Below are 16,383 nucleotides of genomic sequence, written 5' to 3' on the forward strand. Positions count from 1 at the left end.
ATGTCGAACTTCAGATATTCGTTCAGGGATTATGACAAGAACAACATGGCCAGGGTGGCCGGGTTAGACTTGGCTATATCCACAAAGCATTCGATTGAGATATCCAGCTTCATAAGGGGCATGGATCTCCAGAAGGCGAAGAGATGCCTGGAAGATGTCATTTCAAAGAAGAAGGCTGTCCCGTTCAGGAGATTCAATATGGACATGGGCCATAAGAAGGGCATCGGCCCGGGAAGGTATCCTGTGAAGGCAGGCGGTGAATTCCTGAAGCTGCTCCTGTCTGTCGAGGCGAATGCTCAGTCAAAGGGCCTCAACACAGGTAATCTGACACTTGTCCACGTCTCGTCTCATCAGGCCTCAAGGCCCATGAAGCCGGGAAGGCACAGGGGCAGGGTCATGAAGAGGAGCCATGTCGAGATTGTTGTCAAGGAAGCTGAAGTCAGCAAGGAGAGAAGGCCCAGGAAGCAGAAGGCAGTGAAGAATCCGGAAGCGCCCGGGCAGGAAGAGAATGTCCGGGTATCTGATGCTCAGCAGGCAGGCAGGAAATCAGAGAAGGATGTGTCTATATCACAGAAGAAGGAAAAAAAGCAAGAGAGTGACGTGAATGATTGAAAGGGATTTTGTCAAGCAGAACATTAAGGAGATGGAGATACAGGAATTTATCTCAAAGAACCTCAAGAGGGCGGGCCACAGCCACACGAAGGTGCAGAGGACCCCTCTCGGCGAGAAGATAATCATATTCACTTCGCATCCGGGCCTTGTTGTCGGAAGGAAGGGCCAGAACATCAAGAAGCTTACGGCTGATCTCAAGAGGCATTTCAACCTGGAGAATCCACAGATCGAGACCTCAGAGGTATCTAACATGTACCTCGACGCTGACATCATCGCTGAGAGCATCGCCACATCATTGGAGAAGTTCGGCTCGAACAGGTTCAAGGGCATAGGTCACAAGATGATGACCAGTGTGCTTGAGGCTGGTGCCAGAGGGATCGAGATCGTGATCTCAGGCAAGATACCCAGCAGCAGGGCAAAGTCTTGGAGGTTCTATGCAGGCTATCTGAAGAAATGCGGGGACATATCGATAAGCGGTGTCAATCATGCTTACTCGAGGGCTGAGCTCAAGACCGGGACCATAGGCATTAAGGTGTCTATCATGCCCCCTGATCTGAAGCTGCCTGATCATTTCAGATTCCTCGACGAGGCGGAGTTCGTGGAAGAAGAGATGACTGATGAGAAGAAGCCTGAGTCAGAGAAGAAGGATGATGCCAAGAAGAAGTCTCAGAAGAGATCGAGGAAATCCTCCAGGCCGAAGGATGACAGGGCTGGGAAGTCCAGGAAGAGGGAGGCCAAGCCGGTCAGGGAGGAAAAGGCGGATGACGCCGGGATGAGCGATCTCAGCGCGCCTGAGGTGCACGATGAAGGCTAAGGACCTGAGGGATATGAAACCCGAGCAGCTTGACGCGAAGCTTGCTGAGATGAAGAAGGAGCTTGTCAAGCTGGGTGCCCAGGTCGCGACAGGTACCAATCCGAAGAACCCCAGCCAGATAAGGAACATAAAGAAGACCATGGCGAGGGTGCTCACGATAAAGAAACAAAAGGAGGATGTTAAATAGGATGAGTGAAATTTGCTCGGTTTGCGGGCTGCCTTCAGAGCTGTGCGTTTGTGAGACAATAGCCAAGGAGAGCCAGAAGATCACTGTCAAGATCGTCAAGAAGAAATACAACAAGAGCTACACCATCATAGAGGGCATCGATTCAAAGGAGATAAATATGAGCGACCTGACCAAGAGACTCAAGAATTTTTTTGCCTGCGGAGGGACGTTCAAGGAGAGATATATCGAGCTCCAGGGCAATCACAAGTCAAGGGTCAAAGAACAGCTCATAAAGTATGGATTCGCTCCGGAGACCATCGAGATCAGATGAACATAGGCCTTGTTCGCGGGGAGTTCATAGGATTGCAGGTCAGGATAAGGCAGAAAAAGGATGGCAGAGAGGTTCAAGGGAAGGTCATAGATGAGACAAAGGGTATGATAACCTTGCTCACAGGTGATATGAGGAGGATCAGGTTCATCAAGACCGGGATCATGCTGATGATCGGTCATCATGAGATTGACGGAAGCATAATAAATGAGAGGCCAGAAGATAGGATAAGGATAAGGTTGCTGGATTGAAGGTGAAAAAATGAAGAAAAGCATCGGCATTGACGTTCCTGCCCCGAAAGAGCGGTGTGATGACGTGAACTGCCCATTCCACGGCACCCTCAAGCTGAGAGGCAGGGTTTTTGTGGGTGAGGTCGTATCAGACAAGATGAGGAGGTCTGCTGTCATCCAGTGGGAGCGCAGGGCTTATATCCCTAAATATGAGAGGTATGAGAAGAAGAGGACCAAGATCCATGCACATAGCCCGGATTGCCTGAATGCGAAGAAGGGCGACCAGGTGAGGGTCATGGAGAGCAGGCCTCTGAGCAAGACAAAGAACTTTGTCATCGTGGAGATAATTAAGAAAAAGACTGGATGAAAGTGAATCATAATGAAAGCTGTTAATGCGAAAATGACCAAGCCGTTGAACCTCGGCACGAGGGTGCCTACCTGCGATAATTCCGGGGCCAAGATCCTGAAGATAATCGCTGTGAAGGGCGGGAAGACTGTCAAGAACAGGATTCCTGCTGCAGGCATCGGCGACCTGGTCTGGGCTGCTGTCGTCAAGGGCAAGCCTGACATGAGGAAGCAGGTTGTTTTTGCTGTGATTGTGAGGCAGAAGAAGGAGTATCAGAGGCCTGATGGTATCAGGATACAGTTCGAGGACAATGCAGCTGTCGTGCTGAAGGACGACAAGGGCAATCCGAAAGGCACCATATACAAGGGTCCGATTGCGAAAGAGGCTGCAGAGAGATGGCCTGCTGTCGCTAAGATAGCCAGCATAATATTGTGATTGATATGAAGAACGAATATTCGAAATCATGGAACAGGAGCAAGCAGCCGAGGAAGCAGAGGAAATTCCTTTACAATGCACCGCAGCATGTGAAGAGCGGGATGCTCGGATGCCATTTGTCCAAGGAACTGAGGGGCAAGCACAGCAGGAGAGCAGTGAGGCTCATCAGGGGTGACAGGGTCAGGATCATGAAAGGCACCCACAGGAAGAGAGAAGGCAAGGTCGAGAGGGTGGATGTCAAGAACAGCAGGGTCTACATCACAGGCATAGAGACCATAAGGAAGGACGGCAACAAGGTGCTTTATCCGTTCAGGATCCCTAATCTGCTTATTGTCGAATTGAACTTGAGTGACAAGAAAAGGGCTGAGAAGCTCAGGCCAAAGGTGCAGCAAAATGGTTAAGAATCATCTGAAGACACTGGCAGCCCCGAAGACATGGGCTATCAAGAGGAAATCGCAGGTTTTCCTTGTTAGGCCTGCACCCGGTGCTCATCCCAAGGATGAATGCCTCCCTTTGAGGATAATTATGGCTGATATCCTGAAGTATGGCAGGACATCAAAGGAGATAAAGTACATCATAAATAACAGAAATGTGCTTATCGACGGCATGAGGAGGAAGAGCCTCAAATTCAATGTCGGCGTCATGGATACAGTCCAGGTTCCTGATCTCAATGAATATTACAGGGTCATTTTCAATAAGAAAGGCAAGATTGATCTTGTCGCGATCGGAAAAGATGAGGCAGACATGAAGATATGCAAGATCATTAACAAGAGCATGGTCAGTGGCAGGACCCAGCTGAACCTTGATGACGGTAAGAATATCCTTGCTGACAAGGGAGCGAAGGGATCATATGGTGTCGGCGATTCGCTGCTTCTGCATCTTCCTGACCAGAAGATCCTGGAGCTGCTGAAGCTTGAGAAAGGTGCTGCAGTCTACCTGAAGAAAGGGAAGTATGCAGGCCAGACAGGGGTCGTTGAGGGGATAAAGGAGGACACAATCAATATAAGGTCTGAGGCCGGATCTATCCAGACTCTGAAGGCATATGCCTTGGTGATCGGGAAGGATAAGCCTCTTTTGACAGTGACTAAATGATGGCAAAGGCAAATGATACGAATCCGATGAAGAGTGTCAAGATAGAGAAGCTCACGCTTAACATCGGGGCTGGTAAGGATCAGAAGAAGCTTGAGAAAGCTGTCAGGCTGATCAAGAATATTGTGGGTGTTGATCCTGTCAAGACTGTCACCCAGAAGAGGATCCCTACATGGGGCCTTAGGCCGGGTCTCCCGATCGGCTGCAAGATCACACTGAGAGGGGATAAGGCAGAGGAGGTTTTCCTGAAGCTTGTCAAGGCTAAGGACAGCATTCTCTCATTGAAGCAGATTGATGATTTCGGGAATGTCGCTTTCGGTATCCATGAGTATATTGATATCCCCGGGGTCAATTATGATCCTGAGATTGGCATCATGGGGCTCCAGGTCTGCTTGACACTGGAGAGGAATGGCCACAGGATCAAGAGGAGGAGGCACCTCAAGAGGAGGCTGCCTATGAGGCAGAACATCAGCAAGGAGGAATCTGCTGCCTTCTTGAAGCAGAGTTTCAGCATACGGATCAAGGAGGAGCAGGCGGAGTGATAATATGACAACATCGGATCATAAGAAGATGCTCGAGCAGTTGAGGGTTAAGCCTGTAAAGTACAGGAAGTTTTTGAAGCATAACTCACCTAAAGAGAGGTCGGGCGGGATCTCCATGAAGAAGTGCAGGAGATGCGGAAGCGCAAGAGGGCATATCGACAAGTATGGCCTCAATCTCTGCAGGAGATGCTTCAGGGAAGTCGCTTTTGATATCGGATTCAAAAAATTCAGCTGAGGTAAGAAAATGTTGAATGACCCATTGGCAAATGCATTGTCACGAATCATGAATTGTGAGAGGATAGGCAGTAAAGAGGTGGAGGTCAAGCCTCATTCGAAGGTCATCAAGAAAGTGCTTGAGATCATGAATGAGAATGGCTACATCGGCACGTATAAGGAGGTCGAGGACGGCAAGGGGAATTTCCTTGTTGTGAATCTCCTGGGGAAGATAAACAAGTGCAATGTCATCAAGCCCAGGTACGCTGTCAAGCTTGGTGATTATGAGAAGTTCGAGACGAGGTTCCTGCCTGCTCAGGACTTCGGCATACTTATTGTATCGACGCCGAAAGGTATAATGACACATATCCAGGCCAAGGAGAAGATGCTCGGCGGAAGGATGCTGGCATACTGTTATTAAGATGGCAGAGAAGAAGAGACACGAGCTGAGAGAGGAGATTGATTTGCCTGAAGGAGTCACAGCCACATTCGCTCAGAGGGGGATCAGGTTCAGGGGCCCTAAGGGGGAGAATGAGAGGCTCATCAACAATCCTATCTTGAATGTCGAGGTGAAAGGGGATATGGTTTCGGTTTTCACTGATAAGGATTCCAAGAAGGAGAAGAAGATCCTCAACTCGATGGTGGCCCATTTCAGGAACATGATTGTAGGGGTTACAAGAGGCCACATGTACAGGCTGAAGATCTGTTCAGGCCACTTCCCCATGAATGTCGCGCTGAAGGGTGATGAGTTCAGTGTCAAGAATTTCCTTGGTGAGAAGATTCCAAGGATCTTGAAGATAAAGAAGGGTGCAGATGTCAAGATCGATGGTGATATGGTTGAGGTCACTTCAGTCAACAAGGAGATCGCCGGTCAGGTTGCGGCTGATATAGAGCAGCTTTGCAGGATAACGAACCGTGACAGGAGGATATTCCAGGATGGTATATATTTCATAGAGAAGGATGGTAAGAAGATTTAGGTGCTATGATGGATTTGCTCAAGATCAGGAAAGAGATGAAGGCGAAGAAGCCTGAATTCACTGCCCAGGATTCTCATAAGGCGGGCAGGGTGCAGAAGAAGTACAGGAGACCGAAAGGCATCCATTCCAAGATAAGGATGGGGTGGAAGAGCTACAAGAAGAAGATAAAGGTGGGCTATAAGTCACCTTGTGCTGTCAGGGGTCTCTCGGTGCAGGGCCTTATTCCTGTTGTCGTGGCGAATGCAGCTGCTGTCAGGGCTATTGATCCCGGGATTCAGGGCGCGGTCATCTCTTCATCAGTTGGCATGAAGAGGAGAGAGGAACTGATAAGGCTGCTCGTGGAGAAGAAGGTTATCATACTCAATATCCGTGATCCTGAGAAGAAACTGAAGGAAATCGGGGCTGGATTGAAGGAGAAGAGAGAGAAGAGGACAATGAGGGAAGCTTCGAAGAAGGAGAAGGAGAAGGATCTCAAGAAGAAGGCAGAGGAGAAGAGCAAGGAAGAGAAGAAAGAGGGTGTCGAGGAGATTGTCGATGAGGACAAGAAGATGCAGGAGAAGAGGGATATGGATAAGCTCCTGACAAAGAAAGACTCTGTTTAAGGTGCGATATGAAACTCAAACTTCAGAAAAAGCTGGCTGCTGATGTCATGGACTGCTCTCCGAAGAGGGTATGGTTTGATGAGGGGAGGCTTGAAGAGATTAAGGAAGCCATCACAAAGGCTGACATAAGGCGGCTGGTCAAGGACAGGGCTATCGGAGAGAAGCCGATAAGGGGCATCTCAAGGGCCCGCGCGAACAAGATCAAGATCCAGAAATCCAAGGGCAGGCAGAAAGGCCATGGTTCCAGGAAAGGTAAGAAAGGGGCTAGGCTGCCGAGGAAGGAGGCATGGATGTTTAAAATAAGGAAGCAGAGGGATTTCCTGATGAGGGTCAAATTGTCAGGTAAGGTGTCTGTCAAGGACTACAGGTTGCTTTACCTTAAGGCAAAGGGCGGATTTTTCAGGAGCCTCAGGCACATGAAACTTTATATTGATGAACATGGGATGTTCAAGAAGTGAATGAAATGAAGAGCAGATATAATATACCTTTCAGGAGGAAGCTTGAAGGAAAGACTGATTATCGTAAGAGGCTCAAGCTGCTCTCTTCTGGAAGCAGGAGACTGGTGATCAGGAAATCGCTGAAGAATATGACTGCACAGGTCATCGAGTTTGCACCTGAGGGTGACAAGGTGCTGCTCTCAGCATCTTCGAGGGAGCTCATCAAGATGGGTTGGACAGCCCCGAGGTCAAATGTTCCTGCAGCATATCTTGTGGGTCTGCTGCTTGCGAGCAAGGCGAAGGCTGGGAAAGTCAGCGGCAGGATAATCGTCGATATCGGTTTGGCGACATCTGTCAGGGGTTCCAGGCTGTATGCTCTTGTCAGGGGTGCTATTGATGGCGGCCTTGGGATAGAATGCTCAAAGGATATCCTGCCTGATGATGATAGGGTCTCAGGCAAGCATATTTCAGAATACTCGGATAAAAGACAGTTCAAGTATGATGCTGCAAAGCTTCCTGAATTGTTTGATAAGGTCAAAAAACAGATTATGGGTGCTAGATGATGCCGGATGAAAAGAAGCCTGAGGATGTAGCAGAGGAGAATGTGAAAGTTGATCAGAAATCTGATCCCAGGAGAGATATGAGGGGAAGGCCGGAGAAGGATCAGGCAGTCTGGAATCCGAAGACCTCTTTGGGGAAGCAGGTCAAAGAGGGGATTATCACAGATATTGATCAGATACTTGATGAAGGCAGGAAGATTCTGGAGTCAGAGATAATTGATGTCCTGATCCCTGACCTTAAGTCAGACCTTCTGCTTATCGGCCAGGCAAAGGGCAAGTTTGGAGGAGGCCAGAGAAGGGTCTTCAGGCAGACGCAGAAGAAGACAATGGAGGGCAACAAGCCGAAGTTCACGACTTATGCTGTCGTCGGCAATGAGAACGGGTATATCGGCCTGAGCGAGGGGAGCGCAAAAGAGACTGTCCCTGCGAGGGAGAAGGCGTTCAGGAATGCCAAGCTTGACATTTTCAAGATCAGGAGAGGATGCGGCTCATGGCAGTGCGGCTGTAAGACTCCTCATACCATACCTTTCAAGGTTACCGGCAAGTGCGGCTCTGTCATTATTGTCCTGAAGCCCGCCCCGAAGGGTGCTGGACTGAAGGTCGAGAAGGAATGCGGCAAGATACTGAAGATGGCTGGCATCAAGGATATATGGTCAAAGGCCTATGGCCAGAGCAAGACGAAGGTGAATCTGCTGCTGGCATTGAAGGATGCCCTGAAGAAGCTCATGTCGACGAAAGTTGATGCGAAGTTTGAGGAGAGGCTTGGCATCGTAGAGGGGAAGATTGTCAGCCAGAAGCCTGAGATTGAGGAAAGTGAGTGAATATGGAAAAGGAATCTGGGAAAAAAGTGCAGAACGGAAAGATCGCCATTATCAGGCTTAGGGGCCTCACAGGCATAAGGAAGCCTATTAAGGATACATTGCTGATGCTGAACCTCATCAGGAAGCATCATTGTGTTGTGCTTGATCCCAACCCTTCGGTCATGGGTATGATAAGGAAGGCCAAGGATTATATCACATGGGGTTTCATTGATGATGAAACTCAAAAGCTCCTTGTCGATAAGAGGAGCGAGAAGGATTCGGATGGTAATATGAGGCCTTATTTCAGGCTGCACCCGCCGAGGAAAGGTTTTGAGAGGAAAGGTGTCAAGAGGACTTTCAGGATCGGAGGTGCTCTTGGTGATAGGGGCGAGAAGATCAATGATCTCATCAAGAGGATGATTTGAGGGATTATTAGGATATGTCAGATCAGAGGTTATGATTATGGTTGTCAACAAGAGATCGAAGAAAAGCAGGCAGAGAGGCTCTCACACCCATGGTTGGGGTGCTATGAAGAAGCATCGTGGCGCAGGTAATCGCGGCGGACGCGGCATGGCAGGCACTGGCAAGAGAGGGGACGCGAAGAAGCCATCTATCTGGAAGGATAAAGATTATTTTGGCAGGCACGGCTTCAAGCAGAAGAATCAGGAGAAGATCTCTGCCATCAACATAGCTTTCATTGAAGAGAAGTTCCAGAAGCTCCTTGCAGGAGGTATCGTCAAGGAAGTTGATGGTTCTTTCATGATAAATCTCGCTGATATGAAGTGCAACAAGCTCTTGGGTGTCGGCATGCCGACGAGGAGATACAGGATCTCGGCCAAGTATGCTTCCAGGAGCGCTGTTGAGAAGATCGGCTCTGCAGGAGGGGAGGTTCAGCTTCCTGTAAGGAAAGAAGCGCCGGCAGAGCCTGTGCAAGCTGAATGAAAATGGCATCATTCCTAGATAATATCCTGGCAAATCTTCCGGAGGTTGCTCCGGCTACCCAGAAGAATGTCCCTTTCAAGACAAAGCTCAAGTGGACTCTGACGATTCTTGTACTGTTCTTTGCTATGGGCCTTATCCCTTTGTTCGGTCTTGGCCAGAATGCATTGCAGCAGTTCGAATACCTTTCATTGATCCTTGGGGCTGAATTCGGCTCTCTTATGTCTCTGGGTATCGGCCCGATTGTTACAGCTTCCATTGTGCTGCAGCTGTTGAACGGGTCAGGCATTGTCAAGTTTGACTTGACATCGAGAGAAGGTAAGATGAGGTTCCAGGGCATCCAGAAGCTCTTGTCTATATTCTTCATTTTGTTCGAGGCATTCATCTATGTTTTCATGGGTGGCTTGGCTCCTGCAGCTGAGATAACTGGCGCTTTGAAGCTCCAGCTTGATCTGCTTTTGATATTCCAGCTTTTCCTGGGAGGCTTGATGGTCATGTTCATGGATGAAGTCGTCTCAAAGCACGGCTTCGGTTCTGGCATCTCATTGTTCATCGCAGCTGGAGTGTCTAAATCTGTTTTTGTCAGGCTTCTTTCATGGCTTCCGAGCCCTGCTAATCCCGAGGTCCCGACTGGTGCTCTTTGGCAGCTTTTCCTCGGCTTGAGGACAGGTGATCCTCAGCTTGTTGCTCTGATGCTTGCTGCCATCCTCGCTACTATCTTTGTTTTCATGATTTCCATTTATGGTCAGGCCATGAAGGTCGAGATCCCTCTTTCTTTCGGCAGGATAAGGGGTCATGGCGTCAGGTGGCCGCTCTCATTCATTTATACTTCAAACATCCCGGTCATTTTGGTGGCAGCTTTGCTTGCTAATATACAGCTTTGGGGCAGATTGCTGCAGAATTGGGGGCATCCTTTGCTTGGCACATTCAATTCTCAGGGCACTCCTGTTTCAGGTTTTGTCTCCTGGATCCAGTATCCTAATGTTGTCGAGAAGCTGATTATAGGGAATATCGCATGGCCGGACATCTGGCATGGATTGGTCTATCTTTTGTTCATGATAGGAGGAGCTGTGGTTTTCTCGTATTTCTGGGTCCAGACATCTGGCATGGATGCGAGAAGCCAGGCTAAGCAGATCATGTCTTCTGGTCTCCAGATTCCTGGCTTCAGGCAGGATCCGAGAGTCATGGAGAGGTTGCTTGAGAGATATATCGGTCCTTTGACTGTCATGGGAGCGATTTTTGTCGGGTTCATCGCTGCAAGTGCTGATCTTATCGGCGCTCTTAGCTCTGGCACTGGTATCCTGCTCACTGTTATGATTATCTACAAGCTGTACGAGGATATTGCTCGTAAGCATATGTTTGATATGCATCCTGCGATGCGTAAGTTCATGAAGTTTTAGGGGGTGGCCTTGATGTTTGAGAATCTTTTGAATCCTGTATTTGATCCTCTTCTCAGGCTCCAGCCTTTCTATGTCATCCTGATGCTTTCTTTGGGCATCACTGTTGTCATGACTATGGCTTACAAGTACTTGACTGACCAGAAGCTGATGAAGCAGCTCAAGGATGAGCTCAAGATGCATCAGGACGAGATGAAGAAGCACAAGGAGGATCCTAAGAAGATGATGGAGCTCCAGAAGAAGGCCATGCAGACAAATATGCAGTACATGACCCATTCCTTCAAGCCGACTTTATTCACTCTTATCCCTTTGATCATAATATTTGGCTGGATGAATGCCAATCTGGCTTTTGCCCCGATTTATCCTGCTTCTGATTTCTCAGTCACTGCTTTTTTTCCAGAAGGTTCAGCTGGTTCTGCGAGCCTGTCATCTGTTCCTGAGCTTGTCATCGGGGATCCTGATGTTGAGATTGCTGATTCTCAGGCAACTTGGGATCTGAAGGGGAATGCAGGTGAATATGTGCTGACTGTCAGTTATGATGGCAAGGAGTATCACAAGGAGCTTTTGATTGATAATTACAAGTATGCGAAATTCCAGGAGATTTTCAAGAATGAGAAAGTGAAGATTATCCAGATCAACAATCCTCCTAATAAGCCACTTGGTTCCATCTCGATATTCGGCTGGCATCCGGGATGGCTTGGGACTTATATCATCCTCTCGCTTGTATTCAGCATAGTGCTGAGAAAGCTTTTGAAGGTTGTCTGATCAGATCTGTCCTGTTTCCACGTATTTTTTCATGAGCCTTTCTACTACTATCTGCGGGGCGAATCCTTTTGAGCTGCATGCCCTCACAAATGAATCATACACTCCTCTGTCTATCACATAGTCTATTTTGGCCTTTTGGGGCCCTTTTGGTGTTGCTGCCATTTTATCACCTTATTTGTTGATCGCTTCCTCGAATAGGAGCCCTTTTCTTTTTGCTATCGGTATTGAGACAACATAATTCTGGCCTTCTGTCTCGTCGAGATCCTCTGGATTGATGAAATACCAGTCTACATTGTTGAACTTGACCCCTATCCATGGTTCTGCCCCGAAGATTCTCGAGAATTCTTTGAGTTCTTCGACCTCTTTGCGTGTCAGGTATTGCTTTATGGCTTTTGTTACCTTGACTTCTATGGCCAGTCTCCTTGTGACATTGCCTGCAAGTATGTCAGGCGCAGGCATGCTTGTTGATCCGCTTCCTGCTGCACGCATGCATGCCCATCCACTGCTCCAGAACTTGTGGAACAGTTCCCTTTCTGCATTGCTGCCCTTTGCTTTTGTCTTCATCTTATCTTGAAAGCCATCTCTTTTTAAATATTTTTTCCAGAGAATATCAGGCTGTTTTGGTTTATTTTCCTGTCCAGCAGTACTGGCAGAGCCTATCTGCAGGCAGGCTGATCGATTCTACAAGGTCATTGAGCTTCTGGTATTTGAGTGTTGTAAGCCCCAGTCTTTCCCTGATCCGGTCGATCATTGCAAGCTGTTTTTCTGAATCAGATGTAGTGTATTCTGCGAGCATCTCTGGTGTCGCTTCAGCCACGCCTTCAAGCTCGCGGATGGCTCTGCGTGCTGCAAGGTCCATCTCTGATCTTGATCTCGAGAAGTTGAGATATGGGCATCCGAATACAAGTGGCGGGCTCGCTGGACGCATATGGACTTCTTTTGCTCCGCAGTCATAGATTGCCTGTACTTGCTGTTGAAGCTGTGTCCCTCTCACTATTGAATCTTCGCAGAAAAGTATCCTTTGCCTGTCTATCAATGTTTTTATCGGTATGAGCTTCATCTTTGCCACCATGTCCCTGATTCTCTGTTCCTGGGGCATGAAGCTTCTCGGCCAGGTGGGTGTGTACTTGACTATGGGTCTTTTGTAATGCAGGCCTCTGGCATTTGCATAGCCTATCGCGTGTGCTGTTCCAGAATCAGGTATTCCTGCAACAATATCTATGTCAATATCATCTTCCCTTGCCAGGTTGGCTCCGCACCTGTATCTTGTGTCTTCGACATTTATCCCTTCATAATCTGATGCTGGGAATCCGAAATACACCCATAGGAAGCTGCATATTTGGAGTTTCTCACCGGGCTTTTGAAGCTGTTCGATGCCATCAGGCGTCATGAGCACTATCTCTGCCGGACCCATGAATCTGGATATCTCGAATCCGAGATTCGGGAAAGAGTTGGTCTCTGAGGCTGCTGCATATGCATCATCTCTTGCACCAAGTATTATGGGTGTCCTGCCGAATTTGTCTCTTGCTGCATATACTCCCTTGTCTGTGAGCACCATCATTGAGATTGATCCTCTTATGGAGTCTTGCACCAGCCTGATACCTTCTTGGAACGTGTCTCCCCGGTCCATTATTGTTGCGATGACTTCTGTCTGGTTTATGTCGCCTCCGCTCATTTCTGAGAAATGCGCTTTTTTCCTGATGAATGATTCATTCACTATCTCATTGAGATTTGACACTTTTCCCACTGTTACAAGGGCGTATTCTCCAAGATGCGATCTGAACACTAGAGGTTGGGGATCTGTATCGCTTATGGCCCCGATCCCTTTCTTGCCGTGCCATCTTTGCACGTCTTCTTTGAACTTCGGCCTGAATTGATCCTCTTCTATGCTGTGTATCGCCTTCTCTATGCCCTCGTCATTCTTGACTGCTAATCCTCCTCTTTTTGTGCCGAGATGGAAATGATAATCTGTCCCGAAGAAGAGGTCATACACGCAGTCCTGGACGCAGTCCTGCTTTGAGATGATCCCGAATATTCCCCCCATTTTTTCACCTGCTTGTTGATATGGATAATGGTGTTATGTTTTAATGGTGTTATATTGTAATGATGTTATATTGTAATAGTATTATATTGATATTGGTATTGTATGTCTCTTGCATACACCTCACACATCATCCATTTGCCGACCACGCAATGCTCATATGTTGATGATGTAATATCGATATACTAATAATTTAATATCTATGAACTAATGATGCATCATTCATATATCATCCGCATATCATTCATATTTTGATGAATAGGTTATATCAGAATATTGTTTGATATTAATAATTTCTTTATCTGATATGAGGGATGAAATCCTGGCTTTATAGTTTTTTGGATAAATGATTTTTGGATATGTTGTCTTTGGGTATATTGTTTTTGGGATATTATGATTTTTTATATGATTTGGATTTATAGGTTCACCTTCATGAAGTCATATGCGCATTGGATATTTTCAAAATAGTTCCTTGCATCTTCCTCTATCTCTGATATGTCCTTGTATCTCTGGCTGAAATGTGTCAGTATGAGTTTCTTGACACCTGCATTGCTGGCTATGAGAGCAGCATCCCTTGCTGTCAGGTGCTTGTACTCTTCTGCCTTCTCTTCATGCCCGCTTGCATATACTGCTTCGCATATCAGCAGGTCTGCGCTCTCTGCCATTTCATAGCACCCATTGAAGAGCGATGTGTCGAATATGAAGCTTATCTTCTTTCCCTCAACGACATATGTTGCATCCTCCACTTTTATCTTCTTGCCTTTCCATTCTGCGTCTTTTCCGCTCTGCAGTCTCCCGAGCACCGGACCGTCAGGTATACCGAGCTTGCGGACATAATCCAGATTTATGCGTAGCCTGTCCTTCTCGAGGAAGTTGTATCCGTAGCAGGGTATCCTGTGGTTGAGCTTGTATGCCTCGATTGAGAATCTGCTGTTCTCATAGGCCACTTTGTCTGATATCTCTTTTATCTCGATCTCTATCTGCATGTCGAACTCGAATGCCTTGAGCATGTATTCTATTCTCTGTTTGGTCCCTTTTGGCCCGTATATCTCTAATTTCCCTTCATACTCGCTCGCGCTTATTGTCTGGAGCAGTCCTGGAAGCCCAAGCACATGGTCTCCATGCCAATGGGATAGGAATATCTTGCTTATCTGCGATGGTTTGATCCCTGCTATGCGGAGCTGCCTCTGTGTTCCCTCGCCGCAGTCGAAAAGCAGCCCCCATTTGTCGTATTTGAGGAAGATTGCCTGATGGTTCCTTTCCTTTGTCGGCACCATGCATCCTGTTCCTAAAAATGTGATTTCCATGTCCTGTTGAATTTGGCTTTCCTATAAAAAGGGTTTCAAATTTATTTATTTTCAATATAGAAATAATCATCCAACAAAATTTATAAAGCCACCTTTTCTGGAGTTTATTATGACAATCCAGGCAGTTCTCTCCACTGAAAGGGTTCTTTTGGATAAGACCGATGAAGCCCTTGAATTGTTTGACAAGAGCAGGTACGGCACCAAGCTTGCGAATGGCAAGATCCAGCTCAGCTTACTAGAAGCCCTTTATCTTCTTGAGAAAGGCAAGATTGAGATCCTGGATGGCCGCAAAAAATTATATGATTTTGAACGCTTCCTTGCAAAGGCCACTAAGTTCGAACCGAATTTCTGGACAAGGTTCTGCGTGTTCAAGGACATGAGGAATCGCGGTTATATAATCAAGACTGCTCTGAAGTTCGGAGCTGATTTCCGCGTCTATGACCGCGGCGTCAAGCCTGGTGAGGACCACGCCCGATGGATAATCTATCCTGTCCATGAAGGAGAAGAGCTCACATGGTATGAGTTCGCTGCTAAGAACAGGGTAGCGCATTCGACAAAGAAGAGGCTCATGATAGGCATTGTTGACGACGAAGGTGACGTCACTTATTATGAGATAAGATGGATGAGGCCATAGGTGGATGACATGAATGACCTCAGGGAGAAGATTGTCCAGATTGTTGCGAGGAAAGGCCCGGTCCTTCCTGTAGAGATAATGAAGGAGGTGGGCGGCAACACTATAATAATCGGTGCCATGCTTTCTGAGCTTGCTTCTAAGGACAGGGTGAAGATTACGAACTCCAAGGTCGGCGGAAGCCCATTGTATTATGTCATTGGCCAGGAGCCCAAGCTTGTCTCGCTCTATGGCAGCATGAATGACAAGGACAAGAAATCATTTGATGCTCTGAAGAAAGAGGGTGTCTTGAGAGATGTTGATCTCACCCCGATAATGAGGGTCAGCTTGAGGAGCATCAGGGACTTTGCCAAGCCTCTTGAGGTCACAGTCGCTGGCCATACTGAGATTTTCTGGAGATGGTTCCTTCTTCCTATGAAGGATGCCGAGTCAAGGATCCGTGAGATTCTCAACGCCTCCAAGGATCTTGGCGTTAAAAAAAAAACGAGATCTGGGAAAACCAGGAAAGCCAGCAGACGCTCGGTGCAGGGACAGAAGAAGAGACCAGGGAAGACCCAAGCAGGAGAGCAGAAGAAAGCCAGGAAAGCCGGGATCCTCAAGAAAGTGCAGGGGAAGAGCAGGAGACTCAAGAACCAGAAGGCCGGCCAGAGCAGGAGGATCAGGAAGAGCCTCAAGAGCTCGAAGAGATCCAAGACACAGGATCTCAGGGACAGCAAGAAGAGAAAGAAGTGAGTAAGAAGAAGAGTCAGAAGAGGCTCATTGATATTTTCTCAAAATTCAGCCCATTCAGGGAAGCGCCGAAGGAAGAGCCTGCACCTGTCGACATGGAAGGGATCGATGATGAATTCTTCCAGAGGATAAATGCTTTCTTCAAGTCAAATAATATACACATCCTCTCTCATGAGATACTGAGGAGAGGGTCTGATATCGAGTTCATCATCAGGGTCCCGAGCGTGATCGGCCAGATAGAGTATTTCTGCAAGGCAAAGAACAAGAAGAAGAGCAATGATGGTGACCTCAGCTCAGCGTATATCCAGGGCCAGTCAAAGAAGCTGCCCACACTTTATATCACTACAGGGGAGGTCACAAAGAAGGCTGAATCGATGCTTGAGAAGGATTTTAGAGGGATGATAATGAAGGTATTATGATGAG

28 protein-coding genes are annotated in these 16,383 nt (G+C 47.6%); 24 read left to right on the plus strand and 4 right to left on the minus strand.

From position 1 onward, the window contains the following. The 21 genes from JW968_07325 (at position 1) to JW968_07425 (ending at position 11,252) form a co-directional block, all read left to right on the plus strand. Positions 1–612, plus strand: coding sequence for a 50S ribosomal protein L22 (locus JW968_07325; protein ID MBN1386748.1), 612 nt, complete (start codon positions 1–3; stop codon positions 610–612). Continuing rightward, positions 605–1,426 carry a 30S ribosomal protein S3 gene (locus tag JW968_07330; protein MBN1386749.1) on the plus strand — a complete coding sequence of 274 codons (822 nt, stop codon included), beginning with the start codon at positions 605–607 and terminating at the stop codon, positions 1,424–1,426. The genes JW968_07325 and JW968_07330 overlap by 8 nt, the downstream gene beginning before the upstream one ends. Further along, positions 1,416–1,613, plus strand: coding sequence for a 50S ribosomal protein L29 (gene rpmC / locus JW968_07335; GenBank protein ID MBN1386750.1), 198 nt, complete (start codon positions 1,416–1,418; stop codon positions 1,611–1,613). Before JW968_07330 ends, rpmC begins: the two co-directional genes overlap by 11 nt. A gap of 1 nt (position 1,614) precedes the next feature. After that, positions 1,615–1,923 carry a stress response translation initiation inhibitor YciH gene (gene yciH / locus JW968_07340; GenBank protein ID MBN1386751.1) on the plus strand — a complete coding sequence of 103 codons (309 nt, stop codon included), beginning with the start codon at positions 1,615–1,617 and terminating at the stop codon, positions 1,921–1,923. Continuing rightward, positions 1,920–2,171 carry a ribonuclease P protein subunit gene (locus JW968_07345; GenBank protein MBN1386752.1) on the plus strand — a complete coding sequence of 84 codons (252 nt, stop codon included), beginning with the start codon at positions 1,920–1,922 and terminating at the stop codon, positions 2,169–2,171. Before yciH ends, JW968_07345 begins: the two co-directional genes overlap by 4 nt. Positions 2,172–2,181: 10 nt before the next feature. Continuing rightward, entirely contained in the window at positions 2,182–2,517 is a 336-nt protein-coding gene (locus JW968_07350) for a 30S ribosomal protein S17 (protein MBN1386753.1), read from the plus strand. Positions 2,518–2,529: 12 nt separating this feature from the next. Further along, entirely contained in the window at positions 2,530–2,931 is a 402-nt protein-coding gene (locus tag JW968_07355) for a 50S ribosomal protein L14 (protein MBN1386754.1), read from the plus strand. Positions 2,932–2,936: 5 nt separating this feature from the next. Next, positions 2,937–3,332 carry a 50S ribosomal protein L24 gene (locus tag JW968_07360; GenBank protein ID MBN1386755.1) on the plus strand — a complete coding sequence of 132 codons (396 nt, stop codon included), beginning with the start codon at positions 2,937–2,939 and terminating at the stop codon, positions 3,330–3,332. Continuing rightward, a complete protein-coding gene (locus JW968_07365) occupies positions 3,325–4,023 on the plus strand; it encodes a 30S ribosomal protein S4e (protein MBN1386756.1) in 699 nt (232 codons plus the stop codon). The genes JW968_07360 and JW968_07365 overlap by 8 nt, the downstream gene beginning before the upstream one ends. Then, on the plus strand, positions 4,023–4,562 hold the full coding sequence (locus JW968_07370; GenBank protein ID MBN1386757.1) for a 50S ribosomal protein L5: 540 nt from the start codon (positions 4,023–4,025) through the stop codon (positions 4,560–4,562). Before JW968_07365 ends, JW968_07370 begins: the two co-directional genes overlap by 1 nt. Before the next feature lie 28 nt (positions 4,563–4,590). Then, the gene (locus tag JW968_07375) at positions 4,591–4,797 is read left to right on the plus strand and encodes a 30S ribosomal protein S14 (GenBank protein ID MBN1386758.1); all 207 of its coding nucleotides are present in this window, start codon (positions 4,591–4,593) and stop codon (positions 4,795–4,797) included. A gap of 9 nt (positions 4,798–4,806) precedes the next feature. Beyond that, positions 4,807–5,196, plus strand: coding sequence for a 30S ribosomal protein S8 (locus JW968_07380; GenBank protein ID MBN1386759.1), 390 nt, complete (start codon positions 4,807–4,809; stop codon positions 5,194–5,196). 1 nt (position 5,197) lies between these two features. Further along, on the plus strand, positions 5,198–5,752 hold the full coding sequence (rpl6p, locus tag JW968_07385) for a 50S ribosomal protein L6 (GenBank protein ID MBN1386760.1): 555 nt from the start codon (positions 5,198–5,200) through the stop codon (positions 5,750–5,752). An 8-nt stretch (positions 5,753–5,760) separates the two neighbouring features. After that, complete coding sequence (gene rpl32e, locus JW968_07390) at positions 5,761–6,354, plus strand: 50S ribosomal protein L32e (protein MBN1386761.1); 594 nt, start codon at positions 5,761–5,763, stop codon at positions 6,352–6,354. Positions 6,355–6,362: 8 nt separating this feature from the next. Next, the gene (locus JW968_07395) at positions 6,363–6,812 is read left to right on the plus strand and encodes a 50S ribosomal protein L19e (GenBank protein MBN1386762.1); all 450 of its coding nucleotides are present in this window, start codon (positions 6,363–6,365) and stop codon (positions 6,810–6,812) included. Between the two features lie 5 nt (positions 6,813–6,817). After that, positions 6,818–7,354, plus strand: a complete 537-nt coding sequence (locus JW968_07400; GenBank protein ID MBN1386763.1) for a 50S ribosomal protein L18 — start codon at positions 6,818–6,820, stop codon at positions 7,352–7,354. A 77-nt stretch (positions 7,355–7,431) separates the two neighbouring features. Next, positions 7,432–8,172 (plus strand): 30S ribosomal protein S5, encoded by a 741-nt coding sequence (gene rpsE / locus JW968_07405; GenBank protein ID MBN1386764.1) that lies wholly within the window; start codon positions 7,432–7,434, stop codon positions 8,170–8,172. Positions 8,173–8,174: 2 nt separating this feature from the next. Next, positions 8,175–8,576, plus strand: coding sequence for an uL30 family ribosomal protein (locus tag JW968_07410; protein ID MBN1386765.1), 402 nt, complete (start codon positions 8,175–8,177; stop codon positions 8,574–8,576). A gap of 37 nt (positions 8,577–8,613) precedes the next feature. Beyond that, positions 8,614–9,093 carry an uL15 family ribosomal protein gene (locus JW968_07415; protein ID MBN1386766.1) on the plus strand — a complete coding sequence of 160 codons (480 nt, stop codon included), beginning with the start codon at positions 8,614–8,616 and terminating at the stop codon, positions 9,091–9,093. 2 nt (positions 9,094–9,095) lie between these two features. Beyond that, positions 9,096–10,490, plus strand: a complete 1,395-nt coding sequence (secY, locus tag JW968_07420; protein MBN1386767.1) for a preprotein translocase subunit SecY — start codon at positions 9,096–9,098, stop codon at positions 10,488–10,490. Positions 10,491–10,502: 12 nt separating this feature from the next. After that, complete coding sequence (locus JW968_07425; protein MBN1386768.1) at positions 10,503–11,252, plus strand: DUF106 domain-containing protein; 750 nt, start codon at positions 10,503–10,505, stop codon at positions 11,250–11,252. Here the strand turns inward: JW968_07425 and JW968_07430 are convergent, their stop codons facing one another. The 4 genes from JW968_07430 to rnz all read right to left on the minus strand — a co-directional run bounded on the left by JW968_07430 (position 11,253) and on the right by rnz (position 14,600). Continuing rightward, on the minus strand, positions 11,253–11,414 hold the full coding sequence (locus JW968_07430; protein ID MBN1386769.1) for a hypothetical protein: 162 nt from the start codon (positions 11,412–11,414) through the stop codon (positions 11,253–11,255). A gap of 9 nt (positions 11,415–11,423) precedes the next feature. After that, on the minus strand, positions 11,424–11,816 hold the full coding sequence (locus tag JW968_07435) for a Holliday junction resolvase (GenBank protein MBN1386770.1): 393 nt from the start codon (positions 11,814–11,816) through the stop codon (positions 11,424–11,426). Positions 11,817–11,877: 61 nt separating this feature from the next. Next, positions 11,878–13,296 carry an amidophosphoribosyltransferase gene (locus JW968_07440; protein ID MBN1386771.1) on the minus strand — a complete coding sequence of 473 codons (1,419 nt, stop codon included), beginning with the start codon at positions 13,294–13,296 and terminating at the stop codon, positions 11,878–11,880. A gap of 413 nt (positions 13,297–13,709) precedes the next feature. After that, complete coding sequence (gene rnz, locus JW968_07445; protein ID MBN1386772.1) at positions 13,710–14,600, minus strand: ribonuclease Z; 891 nt, start codon at positions 14,598–14,600, stop codon at positions 13,710–13,712. Positions 14,601–14,709: 109 nt separating this feature from the next. Here rnz and endA point away from each other — a divergent pair, with 109 nt between their 5' ends. Genes endA through JW968_07460 form a run of 3 tightly spaced genes read left to right on the plus strand, consistent with a single transcriptional unit; the run spans position 14,710 to position 16,379 of the window. Continuing rightward, a complete protein-coding gene (gene endA, locus JW968_07450; protein MBN1386773.1) occupies positions 14,710–15,234 on the plus strand; it encodes a tRNA-intron lyase in 525 nt (174 codons plus the stop codon). Continuing rightward, complete coding sequence (locus JW968_07455; protein ID MBN1386774.1) at positions 15,235–15,963, plus strand: hypothetical protein; 729 nt, start codon at positions 15,235–15,237, stop codon at positions 15,961–15,963. Further along, on the plus strand, positions 15,960–16,379 hold the full coding sequence (locus JW968_07460; GenBank protein ID MBN1386775.1) for a hypothetical protein: 420 nt from the start codon (positions 15,960–15,962) through the stop codon (positions 16,377–16,379). Before JW968_07455 ends, JW968_07460 begins: the two co-directional genes overlap by 4 nt. The last annotated feature ends 4 nt before the right edge of the window (positions 16,380–16,383 follow it).

The sequence above is a fragment of the Candidatus Woesearchaeota archaeon genome (assembly GCA_016928155.1).
Taxonomy (GTDB): Archaea; Nanobdellota; Nanobdellia; order Woesearchaeales; family JAFGLG01; genus JAFGLG01.